The sequence below is a fragment of the Singulisphaera photorubra genome (assembly GCF_045290345.1).
Classification (GTDB): domain Bacteria; phylum Planctomycetota; class Planctomycetia; order Isosphaerales; family Isosphaeraceae; genus Singulisphaera.
The window spans coordinates 2,254,557-2,270,260 of sequence record NZ_CP155447.1 but is presented as its reverse complement, the minus strand read 5'-3'; the positions used below and the strand labels follow the sequence as shown (position 1 = coordinate 2,270,260).

The window sequence follows — 15,704 nt, the reverse complement described above, 5'->3', positions numbered from 1 at the left end:
CACAGCAAGCGACTCTCACGCATCCGTAAGGGTTCCACTGTATTGTGGAGATTCTTCTACTTGGTCTGCCACGACCATTTGTTTGCGGTTCTCACTTGCGTGACCTAACCACCGGATTGTGAAAGAGCAACCGAACCCCAACGACAGACCCTCCGGCCGAAACCGGGGAGCATCCATCTTCGAGATCCGCACTGGCCGCTGGCCAGGGGGCAACGCCGCGAACGGCCCTGCCCCGCACCCAGCAGTGCAAGCAAACGAATAGCGTGGGGAGGGGATGAGCCCACCCCACGCATTCAGGAATCTAACAATGGTCGATCGTGTTCGTGGTCAGAGAACCTTCGTGGGAAGCCGGCGTAAATACCATCTGATCAAGGAGACGGTGCCGATGCGGCCCTTCTTACTGGTCGTCACGGGCATGAAGCTCGATCCGAACCAGTTCAGAGCCGAGATTTTCTAAGAAAAATCCTTAGAAAGGAGGTGATCCAACCGCAGGTTCCCCTACGGTTACCTTGTTACGACTTAGTCCCCATCACGGGTTTCATCTTCGGCGCCTGCCTTGCGGCTCCGGCGACTTCGGATGCCCCCCGCTTTGGTGGCTTGACGGGCGGTGTGTACAAGGCTCAGGAACACATTCACCGCGGCATGCTGATCCGCGATTACTAGCGATTCCAGCTTCATGCGGGCGGGTTGCAGCCCGCAATCCGAACTGAGGAACGGTTTTGCGATTAGCGTGACTTTGCAGCCTAGCAACGCTCTGTCCGCCCCATTGTAGTACGTGTGCAGCCCCAAGCATAAGGGCCATGAGGACTTGACGTCATCCCGCCTTCCTCCGGCTTAACGCCGGCGGTCTGTCTAGAGTTCCCACCATTACGTGCTGGCAACTAGACACAGGGTTTCGCTCGTTAGGGACTTAACCCAACACCTCACGGCACGAGCTGACGACAGCCATGCAGCACCTGTGCACGTTGTACCTGCGGCCTCACCGACGTTTCCGCCGGCTAATCCGTGCATGTCAAGCCTGGGATAAGGTTTTGCGTAGCCTCGAATTAAGCCACATACTCCACCGCTTGTGGAGCCCCGTCAATTCCTTTGAGTTTCAGCCTTGCGACCATACTCCCCAGGCGGGTACTTCACGGTTTCCTACGACAGGAGCCCATCGGCGAGCCCCTATCCAGTACCCATCGTTTACGGCCAGGACTACCGGGTATCTAATCCTGTTCGCTCCCTGGCTTTCGCGTCTCAGCGTCAGTAGGCATCCAGGACCTCGCTTTCGCCACGGGCGTTCCTTCCGATCTCAACGCATTTCACCGCTCCACCGGAAGTTCCAGGTCCCCTATGCCCTCCAGACTCGTCGTATCCGCGCCACTTCCCGGTTGAGCCGGGGATTTCAACGACAGACGCACGAATCCGCCTACACGCTTTAAGCCCAATGATTCCGAATAACGTTCGCACGGTTCGTCTTACCGCGGCTGCTGGCACGAACTTAGCCCGTGCTTCCTCCAGGGATCAATCAAGGTCTTACGACCCTTTTCCCCTCGACAGGAGTTTACAACCCGAAGGCCTTCATCCTCCACGCGGCGTCGCTCGGTCAGGCTTGCGCCCATTGCCGAAGATTCTCGACTGCAGCCTCCCGTAGGAGTCTGGGCAGTGTCTCAGTCCCAGTGTGCCGGGCCACGCTCGCACGCCCGGTAGGCATCGCAGCCTTGGTGGGCCATTACCCGCCAACAAGCTAATACCACGACAGCCCGTCCCAAGACGCCGAAGCTTTGGCAAAACACCGATGCCGGTGTCGTTGCGTCGCTAGGGATTACCGCGGTTTCCCGCGGCTATACCTAATCTTGGGGTTGGTTACCGTCGCCTTACTCACCCTGCGCCACTGGCCTTGCGGCCCGTTCGACTTGCATGCCTAATCCACGCCGCCAACGTTCATTCTGAGCCAGGATCAAACCCTTCGAGATTGGTCGTCTCCCTGCTCCAAGGAGCAGAGATCCAGTCCTCACCTTCAAAGGGTTGAGGAATTTGCTAACTGGTCGCAGCTCGAGTTCGCCGGGGCAAGCCCCTGCTTACTCGTGCTGTTGGCTGTTGGATCCGTCTCCGTCGCGATTCGACCTCCAACCAAACGGGGTCGAGACGACTCAAACGGCTCCACGCCGGCTTCCCTCAAAGGTTCTCTTCAACCACAAGAACCACGATCGACCGGATTGTCAAAGAACGAACATGCTGCCGAAGCAATTGGCCGGAGTGACTTGCCTTGGAAGGCGTGTCACGCCGGCCCACCTACCGACAACATCGCGGCCCGCTGTCATGGTGAGCGGTTTCCCGTTCCCAGTCAGCCGGCCGTTTCGTTGTCACCCGTGGTGACACAGGCGACAAGGGAGATAATAGCAGGTTCGCTCTGAAGGTCAACAGTCGACTGCTGCCGGGTACGACTTTTCTTGGGATCTCTGGTCCACCCTCGGGAGATTGGATCCCGACCCTTCCTTATAGTGCGAACCTCAAGCTCCACGTTTCTCGTAATGGAAAGTTCCCACCGGGCCTCTTCATTGCGTGCTTGGCTTGCTGCTTACATGGTAGTGGGAACGGGGTTTCCACATGGACGACAGACCGGTTCGGTCATTCCACGATTCGTGGTTGGGCCTACCTGCCAGGCTCCACTTCACGCTTTCCGTTTATTCGCGGACACTCAACGCCAAGGATTCCTGGCAGATTTTCAGCTCCCAAGAACTCACACAGTTGCGGCCTGCGCGTTTCGCGGAATAGAGCTGCACATCGGCAAGGCGGATCAACTCCTCGGGCTCGAGTGGCTCATTCCTGACGACCGTGGCCACCCCCAGGCTGATCGTGACCCGGAAGGCGCGGCCCTCGAATTCGAACCGGTGGTTTTCCACAGCTCGCCGAAGCTGTTCGGCAATCGCGATGGCGTCTTTCCGGGAGGTCTCGCTCAGGACCGCGGCGAACTCCTCGCCGCCGTAACGAGCCAGGAGATCGTAGTTGCGAAGATTCGGCCTCAGGCAGTGTGAAAGCTCTCGAAGGGCCAGGTCGCCGGCCAGATGCCCCATGGAGTCGTTGATCGCTTTGAAGTGGTCAACGTCGATAAGGATCAGTGTGAGCGGCCGTTCGTAGCGAGTGGACCGGTCGATTTCACGTTCGAGGTGATCGAGCAAGTAGCGTTTGTTGTGCATCCCGGTCAGGCCGTCGAGGATCGCCATCCGGTACAGTTCTTCGTGGTATTCCGCCTCCACGTTACCGCCGGCCAGGAAGCGGAACAGGCAGGTGCCCAGGCGGAGGTAATCACCATCGGTCAACATGGTCCGGTTTGCCGGTACATCGTTGACGAACGTGCCGTTGGTGCTATTGAGGTCGGTGATCCGATAACCTCCACCGGTCGATTCCAAGCGCGAGTGACGCCGCGAAATTGACGGGTCGTGAACCGTAATGTCGCAATCGTCGTCACGACCGAGGATGGCATCCTTTTCGTTCAGCGGGTGGCGTGTTCCGATGGTCAGGCCGGTCGGATAGATCTGGATCAGGCAGGCGTCCCTATTGGAAGGGGAGATGGGCCGTTCCAAGACCACAGGCCTCGTCACCAATCGACTATCGATGAGATTACCACTGGCCACGATAAACCTCCTTCCACTCGCTCACCCCCTGAACCTGACATCATCTCCTGGCCAAGCGAAGTGGCGAACGATCCAGACGATTCACCTTGTCATCATAGAACATGAAAACGCGAGAAAGCCTCATGACGAGGCAGCCAAGGAAGATCCTGCCTATTTTGGATCACCGGATCGCGCGGCGACGGCGGCGGCCAAGATCGCGGTGAAGCGGGGATCCTGCCTGATGGCCTCCAGGTCGGGATCGGTTGCGGCCACTTGATCGGTTCCCAGGTCAAAAGCCCTCTTCAAGTGGTCGAGAGCCTTGTCGATCATCCGAGGATCAGGATTCACTTTCGCCGCCAGGGCGAAGACACAGGCGGCGGTGTAGACCGAATCGCCGGCCCCGGGCTGATGCTCCAGGCACCAGTCGACCTCGCGACTGGCCCGCTCGTGGTCTTTGAGCCGGGCCAGGACGATCGCGCGACCATGCCGAGCCTGCATGAAACGTGGGTCCGTAACGAGGACGCGATTGAAGAAATGAAGCGCCAGGTCGAGCTGGCCTCCCCTCATCGACAGCATGGCAAGGCCGTAGAGGGCTTGAGGATGATGCGGCTCATGGCGGAGGACTTCATCGAACGCAGCCTTAGCGGCCTCGGGCGTCCGATCGGCCACGGCGAAGCCATAGGTCCAGAGGAAGCGGGTGCGTTCTGCACCAGGGCCGGGTGCGACCCGCCGGAAGGCCTCGCGAAATTCGGAGTCGGCCTCGCCATGGCGGCCAAGCGCTTCCAGGGCGATTCCACGGCCCGCGCGAATGGCCGCGGTTCCCTTGGACAGGGCCAGGGCGGCGTCGAAATCGACCAGCGCGGGACCATACTGTCTGAGCTCGAGGCGAACGAGTCCCCGGTTGGTCAGGGCGCCAACGAACTTCGGGGCTCGCTCCAGCGCGGCGGTGTAATCCTCAATCGCCTCGACCTTCATCCCGCTCCGGTCGAGCACGTAGGCCCGATCGAAGTAGCTCCAGGGATGCTCCGGCCAGAGTCCGGTGCAAATCCCAAAGTCTCGGACGGCCAGAATGCCCTCCCCTAGCTCCATGTGACAGATACCGCGTTGCATCACCGACCAGTAGTGGCGCGGATTCAAACGCAGGGCCTCACCCAGCTCGGCCACCGCCTTCCGATATCCTCCGGGAGACCGCGTCCGGGCGTGCGAGATCGCCAGGAGATAGTGGTCGCGGGCCGAGTTCGGCTGGATCTGATCCGCCAGCCCCTGAGCGGCTTTCGCCCCGTCGTGGTTGCCGAGTTGATCGAGATAGGTCGCCCGGTCGAGCCAGAGCGCTTTGGACGGATTGAGGCTATCGAGGGCCTCCGCGTGGTCAAGTAGAGCCAGAGCCGCCCGCAACTCTCGAGGATCGCCCGAGGCCAGGCGGACCCGGGCTCCCGCCAGGAGGAGGAGTAACTCCCGACGATCTTCCGCAAGCTCGAGACGCTCGGCTGGGGCGAGATGGACCCAATCGGGATGCTCCTGAGCGGAACGCCCATCCGCGAGGGCGTAGAGAGCCAGAGTCCGCTCGCAAACGGCGATCCCCTGACGAATGTGCGACTCATCACCGAGGATCGTATTGATCAGCCCTTGGCACTGGAGAACCCCTGAGTCGTGGGCCCGTTTTCGTTCCCGTGCCTGGGCTTCCACCAGGCGCGTCCGGGTTTCGGCAAGGCGAGTTCGCGCTCCGAGAAACGCCCAGCCAACGGCCAGAAAAAGGGCCAATGCCACCGCCGAGACCGAGCTGAAGGTCAACAGTCGTGGATTCCGGCGGAAGAATTTCCGGATCCGCTCCACCCGACTCAGTTCGGGGGCGTACTTCAGCGGGCGGTCTTCGAGAAATTGATGCAGGTCTTCCGCCAGGTGGCTCGCATGCTGATAGCGCTTGGCCGGGTCGGGGTCGAGACAGCGACGGCCGATGCTCTCCAAGCTCCAAGCGACGTCCGACCGGACTTGCCTGATCGAGGGAACTTTCTTGCTACGGTCGGAAGCCATGGCCTCCAGTTGGGAAACGGGGACCGAGTAGCTCCCGTTATGCGTGAAGGGGCGTTCGCCGCTGAGCGATTCGACGAGAACCAATCCGAGCGAGTAGATATCCGACCGCCTGTCAACCGCCTGGAATTGATCGAGCGAGCCGAGCGCCAGGGCGAGCAAGTGCTCCGGCGCCGCATAGGCGACGGTCCCTCCCAAGAGCGCGTGGTCAGCATCGGACGTCGCATCGATCGAGACGTTGAAATCCAGCAGGAGCGGTTGCCCGTCCGCGCTGAGCAAGATGTTGGACGGTTTGATATCCCGGTGGATGACCCCGCGTTGATGGGCGTGTTCGAGGCCCTCGGCAAGCTGAGCCACAACCCAGGCGATGGCCTTGAAGTAACCGAGACTCCCCATCAGGGAGAACAGCGACGGGGGCTCGGCCGGTTGCTCCCGCGACGGATCTCGGCTGCCACCCCGGCTCCCGGGCGCCTCGCTCCAGGTCTCTGACGCTGGCGAGCCCACCGCTTTCAAGGCGGCGACCAACTGGGCCCCCCGGGTCGGCCGCTCCTCTCCGGACCAGAGTCTCTCCAGGACGCTCGAGAGACTGGCTCCGCCGAAGTACGGCATGCAGACGGCCCGGAGCCCAGCCCTGGGGTCCTCGTGGACCGAATAGATCGGCACGATGTTGGTGTGCTGCAAGCGTGACAGGGTCTGGGGCTCGATCCCCTCGATCCCCGAAACCTTGAGCACCACCGGCCGATCGGCCAGGTCGGCCTGCTGAGCCACGAAGACCCGCGCGAAGGCACCTTGGCCCAAGGGGTGACGGAGGCGAAATCCAAAGAGGACATCCCCCACTTTGATCCGCTCCAGCCGATCGCTGGCGCCCGGTGACCGGCCGCCTTGCGCCAGCGGCCTGATCGGCCTGGTGGCCCGCTCGTCATTTGCGGCAGCGCCCAACCCCGCCCCAACAACACCCGAATCGCCTTGCGGACGTGCGCGGAGTGTCGGGACCTCAGCCGCCGGTACGCGGACACACAAAGTTTGGGAATCAGACTGGTCACTCATGACGCTCTCACAAACGGCCCCGATCGCTCTCAGAGAGCCGGTCGTTTGCCGGTCTCCCCGCCGAGTGACGACCGGTTCAAACACCAAGGCCTGAGCCACTCCCACTGCCTGAAGTACATGAGGCTCGTGAGACTGGAGATCGCCAGTAAGGCCCAACCCACCTTCAGGGAGACATGTGACTCGTCCTGGTCTTCGGGCTCGGAGAGTGACACCGATGCCGTAACGGCCGGTCCGGTCTCTTCGGGGATGTCCCCAAAGCCGTCATCGGCCGATGCAGTGGGAGTGAGAGCGAGAGCGAGAGAGGGAAATGGAGTGGGAGAGGCGAAGGCCTTCGCTTCCTCCGTAACCTTGGGAACGACACCCCGCTCCAATTCCGGAGGTTGGCTCACCACCATGGCCACATTGAACTCATGAGGCCGACCTCCGGTTTCGCCTCCGACCACGGCCGGGCGAGCATCAAACTGATCGGGATCGGGGGCCCAGGGAACAACGGATTGAGGCACAATCCCCTTGAGGCCAGCGGGGGAAATGACAGTTGCGTTCGTCGGCTCAAGAGAAAAGGACGCGTTGGCGATCCCCATCTCGAGTAAAGGCGAGGGAGCAACTCCAACCAGAATCGGCGCCCCATAAACCAGACTCTGGCTCGCAAGGGGAACCCCAGACGTGACGCCCACCGCCCCCGACACAGTCGGCCTGGGTTGCGTTGCCGGTTCCTGCTCGGTCCGAGTTACGCCACCAACCGGCTGGAACGCCAGGACCGAGAGGTCGATGGAGGACGAAATTCCCGCCGGCTGCTCATTCTGAAACGGAGGTGTGAAGGATGACGCCTCCTCAACCTGCGGCACGCTCGACTCAAGAGACGGTCCAGAGTTAGCCGCCGGGATCGTCGGAGTGACGATCCTGATGCCACCACCCAAACCGGGGCGGTTCGGCAACCCCGGCACCGGAAGAGAGTTGGTCCCCGGGACCGTCGGAGTGTAGATCTGAACTCCGCCCCCCATGCCGGGCCGGCCCGGCAACCCCGGCGCATGCCCCGTGGGCGGTGGGCCAAGAATTACCGGAGCTCCAGGGGTCGATTCGAAGTCGTCAACCGAATCCGTCGGGAAAGCCTCGCTGGGTGGAGCAGGCTGGTTGCGGCTCAGAGGAGGGGCGTCCGCGGCAGTGGGGCTGACGAAGAGGTTCAAGACATAGGGGCCGACCTCGTAGCCATCTTCGTTGCTGTGCGAAACGCTCGGGTCGTACGACCAAGTCATTCTCGACGTCACGGCGATGTAATAATCCCCAGCCTCCAGGTTGCCGGCCATGGTGGCGTCGAACAACTGCGGCAGGAGGAGCCGGTCGGCGAAGGGGACAAGATTATACAGAAACATCGGAAAGTCGACGTTTTCAAGGTGCTGTGTTTCGGCATCGAGCCGGAAGAGAGACAAACTCGGGCTCAGGGAGGAGCCGATCCGACCACCGAAGACATCGGCCACGAACGCGGTCGTCCCCGGCCCGTTCACGCGAAAATGGTAGAGATCCACATCATTCCCGGGGTTAAACCTCCCCAATGGATCGAGAGGATCGAGCGCATTTGCCGGGTTGTAGAACGGGTCATCACCGATTGAGCCCTCGATCCGGACGGGCTCCAACGAGGTCAGATCGCCCAGGTCATAGGCCCCTGCCGCCGTGTCGTTGGCAGGAGCGGCAAGGTTCGTGCTTCCCTCAATCCCTCCGACCCGAAATGTATAGACGTGGTCTCGGCCTGCCGGATTCAGAGCGTCCGTTCCCAAGGGCGTCCCATCAATCCCGGCCAGAACGGACGACTCCAAATCGCCAGTGCCGGCGAGAACGACCCGGTAGGACCCCGGGGCAAGCGGAGACGCGGGGACCAACAGGAGCTCACCAGCGGAACCCGAAAAGTCCAGGGCGGCCAAAGGGACCGTTTGCCCTCCCCCAGCGCTGAACGTCCCGTCGAGGCTATAAATCAGTCGCACGGACTGGCCCGCTTCGATCGTGGACGGATCGAGAGGATGGCTCAGCTCGACCCGAATCACAAGCGGGGAGCTGACCAGCAACGCATCGGGGGCGGGATCACTGCTCAGGACCCAGGGCCCATCCGCCGGCTCGATCCCCGCTTCCAGGGCGCTGAGGCTCAGATCAAAGTCGCCGATCGAGCCTGGAAAACCGGAGTGGGCCACGACGGGGCTAAAGATCTCATTCCCGGCGCCACTGACGGCCAGACCGTAGGTGCCGGGGCCGATGACCCGATCAATCGCGGCGACACCGTCGGCGTGATCCGCAATGGCCAAATCCAGTCGCCGGAGACCTTGCAAGTTCGTGAAGTCCGCGATCCCAAAATCGCTACGAAACAGGCTGAGAACGCCCCGGAACGAAGAATCGGGCTGGGAGCTTTCGACCCTCAGGGTCACCCGAGCAGGGCGATCGAGCTCGAACCGATACCATTCCACATCCCCCGCGCCCGACTCCCCCGCGCCGAGGGAACCGTGCCTGTTGATCGCGGGGACAGCCCACACATCACCCAAGCTCAGGGCCTGATCGTAGGTCTCGTTCGGCGAATCCAGCGTCGGATCGCCAACGACCGGATCCCCGATCGTACTGAGCACTCGCCTGGTCTCGAGCGTCTCAAACCGCAGCGCCGTCGCGGCACCCCGTCGCCGACGTGACAGAGCCCGAAACCGGGCGTCACACAAACCTCTCGGTTTCGCCTGGCCGATGCTCATCAATGGAACCATCTTCCTTAAATAAGGTCAGGGTAAGGCACACGACTCACCTCAGAGCAACGTCGCTCAAACTCCCTCGGGCCGACAACAACGGCGGACCGAGCAGACGATGACGGCGCCCGCCCAACCATGGCAAGCCTGCTGATCGCGGGTCCGACAACCCCCAACCGACCGTCTCTACCAAGATATCTCATAACCCTCAAACTACGCAAACTATTCATTTCCACTTTTCTGCGAAGAACAGGAGTTCGCTCGCAAGCCACCGGAAGACGCGTTCCATAAACCTAGGATGCATATGATTGCGAGCAATACTATTCGTACACGTTCAGGACAAACCCGGTAAAATTACGCTCATCTCATGGCTTTTGTTAACCGGCCGTTGCGAATCACAGCGTCATCGGAAAACCGGTCAGGCTATGCGCTTCGGCATCAATCGCCCCAGTTGGGTTGGGCAGGCCGTCGCCTCTTCGAGATCCTGCCACCCAAGGGAGCATCCGATAATGTAGCCATGGCTCCATCCAATCTTTCGAGAACCGGAACGACGTCCGGGATTCTTTTGAGGAGAATGGGATTGGGGGGAGACGGTCTTCGTAGAATTGCCAGTCAGATCGTGACGTGGCATTCGATCGGCTGGCCTGGCAGACCCACAACTTGCCCCGATCCAACCAGCCTCAGCTCAAAAAGGGGGCTTGCCTGGCCCTAATGGGTCACGAATTTGCAATCGGCCTCATCGCGCCTGACCTGACTCATTCAACGTGAGGAAACCAGCCCATGCGCCGGGCCTTTGCCAGGAAGACCTGCCTGCTCGGGTTCATCACGCTCGCAGCCGTCCTGGCATTGGTTGGGGACGCCATGAGCCCCTGGCTATCACACCACCTCAGGTCAGCGAGATCAGTCCACTGGGGGTTCGGCGGGGCGTGGCGAACGAGTTAACGGCACCATTCTGCAATCAAAACCGGTGAATCACACGATCCAATTCACTCTCGACTCGATGAAACACCAGAGGTCAGTACGTCCATCGAGTTGATGGTCCTCGCCGATTCTTCGCGGAGATCGACCGAGTCGGCTTGGCGGAGGCCGTGCGTCCCAGAGCCGAGATCGGCGTCGTCGAAAGCCGCGAGACGATTGACAGGCCGACTCGTCGTCGGTCTCCTTGATCATGGTGAATCGTCGGTGGCGGGCAGGGATCTGAGAGACTCCATGTCATGAACACCTTCCCACGCTTATACTCTCATTCGCACATGATCCTTGGTCTCACGCTGACTTTCTCACTGCCCCTCGGCCTTGTCGGCTGCGCTCGGGCGCCGGCCAGTGCGCCGACCCCGGCGGCGCCCACTCCGGTCTCGGTCAGTCAGCCCATCGAGCGGGAAATCAATGACTACGCCGACTTCACCGGAAGGACGGCGGCGGTCGAAACGGTCGAGATCCGGGCGCGGGTCACGGGCTATCTGGACAAGATCCACTTCAAGGAAGGAATGCTGGTCAAGAAGGGAGACGTGCTCTACGAGATCGACCCGCGGATCTATCAGACGGCCCTGGCGTACGCGAAGGCCGAGGTCGAACGGCTCAAGTCTCAGCGTGATCTGGATGCGATCGAGCTTCATCGCTCCGAGGATCTGATGCGCCGAGGGGCCGAGACCAGGGAAAACTATGACCGGGCCGCGGCCAAGCGGAGCGGGTCCGGAGCCGCTCTGGTCGCCGCCGAGGCCCAGGTCCAGCGGGGCGATCTGGATGTCGGGTTCACCAAGGTCATCGCGCCGATCAGCGGGCGGATCGGCCGGACCCTTCTCACCGTGGGAAACCTGGTGCAGTCGGGTGACCAGGGGGGCGGCACGCTGCTCACGACACTCGTCTCGGTGGACCCGATGTACGTCTACTTCGACGTCGACGAGCACACCTTGCTGCACGTCCGCCAGTTGATCCGCGAGGGGAAGGCCAAGTCGGCCCGCGACGCCAAACTGCTGGTCTCGCTGGGGCTGGCCAACGAAACAGGCTATCCGCATCAGGGGACGATCGACTTCGTGGACAACCAGGTCAACCCGAGGACCGGCACCTTGCGGTTGCGCGGAGTCTTCTCCAACAAGGACGAGGTCCTCTCCCCCGGCCTGTTCGCACGGGTCCGGGTGCCGATCGGCGAGCCCCGTCGGGCCCTGCTCATCACCGAGCGGGCCATCGACACCGACCAGGGCCAGAAGATCGTCTATGTCGTCAACGAGAAGAACGAGGTGACTACCCGTCCCGTCCGTCTGGGGGCGCTCCACGACGGGCTCAGGGTGATCGAGGATGGTCTCCGACCGAGCGATCGGGTGATTGTTGTCGGCCTGCAACAGATCAGGCCCGGCGCCATCGTCGCGCCCAAGCTCGTCACAATGCCGGTTTCGAGAATCACGACTTCGCAAGGAACGGCCGGCGCAGTGAAGTCCGCGGACTGATCGATGGCACGACGACTGTCCCTTGACTCCCGATCTTGATCCGACTCGAGAGGACTTTCCCTTCATGCTGGCGCGATTCTTTATCGATCGGCCCGTGCTGGCCTGGGTCATCTCGATCGTGATCGTCCTCCTCGGTGGGATCGCGGCGGCCTTGCTGCCGATCGCCCAGTATCCGGATATCACGCCCCCGACCGTCCGGGTGTCGGGCAGTTACCCCGGAGCCAACGCCCAGGTCGTGGCGGACACCGTCGCGGCCCCGATCGAGCAGCAGGTGAACGGCGTCGAGAGGATGCTCTACATGTCGTCGCAGAGCAGTAACGACGGCTCATACTCCCTGGACGTGACCTTCGCCCTGGGGACCGACATCAACATGGCGCAGGTGCTGGTCCAGAACCGCGTCGCCATCGCCCAGCCGGCGCTCCCCGAGACCGTCCGTGCCATCGGCGTGACCGTCAAGAAGCGGTCTCCAGACATGCTCCTGGTCGTCAACCTCTACTCCGAAAACGACCCGGCGACGGGCCAGCCGCATTATGACCGGCTCTACCTGAGCAACTACGCCACGATCAACCTTCAAGACGCGCTGGCCCGGATGGACGGGGTGGGCGACATCTTCTCGTTTGGCGGCCAAGACTACAGCATGCGGATCTGGCTCGACGCCGACAAGCTGGCCTCGCGAAACCTCTCCGCCGGCGACGTGATCCAGGTCTTGCGCGAGCAGAACGTGCAGGTAGCGGCCGGGCAGATCGGCCAGCCCCCCGTCCCGCGCGGCCAGGACTTCCAGTACACGCTCAGCACCCTCGGCCGCCTGGTCGAGGCGGACCAGTTCGCGAACATCATCCTCAAGACCGACTCCCAGGGAGAAGTCACCTATTTGAAGGATGTCAGCCGGACCGAGTTGGGGGCGAAAAGTCAGGACCAGACCCTGACGCTGGACGGCAAGCCGTCGGTGGGGCTGGCCATCTTTCAGTTGCCCGGGTCGAACGCGTTGGACGTCGCCGACAGCGTCAAGGCTCGGATGCGTGAGTTGGAGAAACGCTTTCCCAAGGGGCTCAAATACACGATCGCGTACGACACAACTCCCTTTATTCGGGAGTCGGTGAGCGAAGTCTTCGTCACCTTGCGCGACGCGGTGATCCTGGTCGCGATCGTCGTTCTCTTGTTCCTTCAAGACTGGAAATCCCTACTCCTTCCGGTAATCGACGTCGGTGTCTCCCTGGTCGGCACGTTCGCCGTCATGGCGATGCTGGGATTCTCGCTCAACAACCTGACCCTGTTCGGCCTGGTACTGGCCATCGGCATCGTCGTGGACGACGCCATCGTGGTCCTGGAGAACATCGAACGCTGGCTCGACAAGGGCTTCCCCGTTCGCGAGGCCACGATTCACGCGATGAATGAGATCACCGGGCCGATCATCGCCATCACCTTGGTGCTGAGCTCGGTCTTTCTCCCTAGCGCCTTCCTCGGCGGGATCACCGGCCAGTTCTTCCGCCAGTTCGCCCTGACCATCTCAGCCTCGATGATCATCTCGGCCATCAACGCCATGACGATGACGCCGGCCCGGGCGGCCTCGATCTTCGCCGGGCGGACCTCCGGCGCGCACGGCCACCATGGCAAGGAAGCCCTCCCCTGGTGGAGCTTCGCCCTGCTCGGGGGACTCCTCACCGTCTGGTGGCTCACGCCCACGCTCGGCGTCTCCCTCGGTCTTCCCCCCGCGGGAGAACACGGCGACGAGTCGGCGCCCGGTGGGCTGGCAACGGCGTTGCTGGGGTGGGGGATTTCCTTCGTCCTCTTCCTCCCGGGCGCGGTCGTCGGAGGAGCGATTGGATGGTTCCTGATCCGACCGGTGAACTGGGCGCTGGGACGCGTCTTCCGGGGCTTCAACTGGGGCTTCGACCGGGTGACTGACGCCTACGGCGCGGTGGTGGGGTGGAGCCTCCGCCTCAGCCTGATCGTCCTCTTGATCTACGGCGGCCTGATCGTCCTGACGGGCTACGGCTTCACGCAGGTCCCCGCCGGATTCATCCCGAGCCAGGACAAAGGCCGACTGATCGTCAACATCCAACTCCCGGACTCGGCAGCGCTCGAACGCACCGCGGACGTGATCGAGAAAATCGGATCGATCGCCCTGGAGACGCCTGGGGTCGCGCACACGCTGGGCAACCCGGGCCGGTCGTTCGTCCTCAACGCCATCGGTTCGAACCTCGGCTCCGCGTTCATCACGCTCGAGCCGTTCCACGAACGGAGGGACCCGGCGCGGGGGGCGGACGCGATCATGGCCCGGCTCCGCGACCGGTTCAAACGTGAGATCCCCGAGGCTCGGGTCAATGTCTTCGGAGCGCCCGCGGTGGACGGCCTGGGCAACGCAGGCGGCTTCAAGCTCATGGTCGAAGCGATCGGCGACGTCAACTTCGCCTCGCTCCAGAGCCAAGCGGACAACCTCGTCACCAAGGGGAACCAGCAGCCCGGCCTCGTCGGCCTGTACAACGGATTCCGTGCCAGCACTCCTCAGCTCTATGTGGACGTGGACCGAACCAAGGTCAGGACGATGGGGGTCGCCCTCACCGACGTCTTCGACACGCTCCAAGTGTATCTGGGCGGTTTCTACGTCAATGACTTCAACCGGTTCGGCCGCACCTGGCAGGTCAAGCTCCAGGCTGATGCCTCGTTTCGCGTCGATGCCGAGGCCGTCAAGCAACTCAAGGTCCGCAACGCCGATGGCGACATGGTGCCGCTGGGCGCCGTGGTCGATATCAAGGATTCGATCGGCCCCCTCACGGTCACCCGTTATAATATGTTCCCGGCCGCGCCGATCAGCGGCGCCTCGCTGCCCGGGGTCAGCACCGGCGATGTCCTCACGATGATGGAGAACCTGTCGGAGAGGGAGTTGCCTCGTTCGATGACCTATGAGTGGACCGAGCTCAGCTACCTGCAGAAACAAGCGAGCAAGATCGAACGATTCCGCGACTTGCAGCAGAACCCGTTCAGCGCGTTTGCGCTGGGGGCCTTGCTCGTCTTCTTCGTGCTGGCGGGCCTGTACGAGAGTTGGTCGCTACCGCTGGCGGTGATCCTCGTCGTGCCGATGTGCCTGCTGAGTGCCCTGGCCGGGATTGCGATGGCCGGAATGGACGTCAACATCTTCGTCCAGGTCGGCTTCGTGGTACTCACCGGTCTGGCCTGCAAGAACGCCATTTTGATCGTCGAGTTCGCCCGCGATCGCCAGCATGAAGGGGTGTCCCGGAACGAGGCCGCCCTGGAGGCCGCCAAGGTCCGGCTCCGGCCCATCATCATGACCTCGCTCGCCTTCATCCTCGGCGTCTTCCCGCTCGTGATCGCCCAAGGGGCCGGAGCCGAGATGCGCCGGACACTGGGGACAGCGGTCTTCGCCGGCATGATTGGCGTGACCCTGTTCGGCATCTTCCTGACCCCGGTCTTCTATTCCGTGGTCCGCTGGTTCACCGACTCGAAATTCGCCAGCCCCAGCCATGAGTCCGGCGTGCATATCGCTGCCATGCCGGAAATCCAGCCCGCCCCCCCAGGATCGGCTCAAGGCTTTCCTCATCCTAACGGCGAGAGCGAGTGAGCCGGGCCAGCGCAGTCTCTGACAGACGCATTAATGCACATCATGTTTCGCTAAAGTGTTTTATCTCGAGACGTCTTCAGCCGCGTCCCAATGGTCCCCAAGCTCACCGCGAGCCAAGCTGACTTCGCGAGTAGGCTACTGGTATTACGTGACGCGATGGAAGCTCGGACCTGGCGATCGATAGCAAGACGAAGCCACGACCGCGGCAACAATCATTATACGAACACTAATATTCGCAACTCAATATCGATAAGTTTTCAGCCTATTCTTTCGACGCGAAACGATACTTTCTGGG

Annotated in this window: 6 protein-coding genes and 1 rRNA gene; 3 read left to right on the top strand and 4 right to left on the bottom strand. The window is 62.0% G+C overall.

Annotation, left to right across the window (positions count from 1 at the left end):
• The first annotated feature begins 307 nt into the window (after nucleotides 1–307).
• Complete coding sequence (locus V5E97_RS08780) at nucleotides 308–457, top strand: hypothetical protein (RefSeq protein WP_406698948.1); 150 nt, start codon at nucleotides 308–310, stop codon at nucleotides 455–457.
• A gap of 13 nt (nucleotides 458–470) precedes the next feature.
• Here V5E97_RS08780 and V5E97_RS08775 read toward each other — a convergent pair.
• The 4 genes from V5E97_RS08775 to V5E97_RS08760 all read right to left on the bottom strand — a co-directional run bounded on the left by V5E97_RS08775 (nucleotide 471) and on the right by V5E97_RS08760 (nucleotide 9,397).
• Nucleotides 471–1,958, bottom strand: a 16S ribosomal RNA gene (locus tag V5E97_RS08775).
• A gap of 711 nt (nucleotides 1,959–2,669) precedes the next feature.
• Complete coding sequence (locus tag V5E97_RS08770) at nucleotides 2,670–3,620, bottom strand: diguanylate cyclase (RefSeq protein WP_406698947.1); 951 nt, start codon at nucleotides 3,618–3,620, stop codon at nucleotides 2,670–2,672.
• Nucleotides 3,621–3,770: 150 nt separating this feature from the next.
• Nucleotides 3,771–6,674 carry a protein kinase domain-containing protein gene (locus V5E97_RS08765; protein ID WP_406698946.1) on the bottom strand — a complete coding sequence of 968 codons (2,904 nt, stop codon included), beginning with the start codon at nucleotides 6,672–6,674 and terminating at the stop codon, nucleotides 3,771–3,773.
• A gap of 29 nt (nucleotides 6,675–6,703) precedes the next feature.
• Nucleotides 6,704–9,397: an Ig-like domain-containing domain gene (locus tag V5E97_RS08760; RefSeq protein WP_406698945.1), complete on the bottom strand. Its 2,694-nt coding sequence runs from the start codon at nucleotides 9,395–9,397 to the stop codon at nucleotides 6,704–6,706.
• A gap of 1,205 nt (nucleotides 9,398–10,602) precedes the next feature.
• On the opposite strand from V5E97_RS08760, the gene V5E97_RS08755 reads away from it, so the two are divergent.
• Both V5E97_RS08755 and V5E97_RS08750 read left to right on the top strand, forming a co-directional pair.
• Entirely contained in the window at nucleotides 10,603–11,829 is a 1,227-nt protein-coding gene (locus tag V5E97_RS08755; protein ID WP_406698944.1) for an efflux RND transporter periplasmic adaptor subunit, read from the top strand.
• 64 nt (nucleotides 11,830–11,893) lie between these two features.
• The gene (locus V5E97_RS08750; protein WP_406698943.1) at nucleotides 11,894–15,409 is read left to right on the top strand and encodes an efflux RND transporter permease subunit; all 3,516 of its coding nucleotides are present in this window, start codon (nucleotides 11,894–11,896) and stop codon (nucleotides 15,407–15,409) included.
• The last annotated feature ends 295 nt before the right edge of the window (nucleotides 15,410–15,704 follow it).

Bases quoted from the DNA above. Each gene is read 5' to 3' on its own strand.
- V5E97_RS08755 (WP_406698944.1), top strand. From the start codon at position 10,603: ATGAACACCTTCCCACGCTTATACTCTCATTCGCACATGATCCTTGGT.
- V5E97_RS08765 (WP_406698946.1), bottom strand. From the start codon at position 6,674: ATGAGTGACCAGTCTGATTCCCAAACTTTGTGTGTCCGCGTACCGGCG.
- V5E97_RS08750 (WP_406698943.1), top strand. From the start codon at position 11,894: ATGCTGGCGCGATTCTTTATCGATCGGCCCGTGCTGGCCTGGGTCATC.
- V5E97_RS08760 (WP_406698945.1), bottom strand. From the start codon at position 9,397: ATGAGCATCGGCCAGGCGAAACCGAGAGGTTTGTGTGACGCCCGGTTT.
- V5E97_RS08780 (WP_406698948.1), top strand. From the start codon at position 308: ATGGTCGATCGTGTTCGTGGTCAGAGAACCTTCGTGGGAAGCCGGCGT.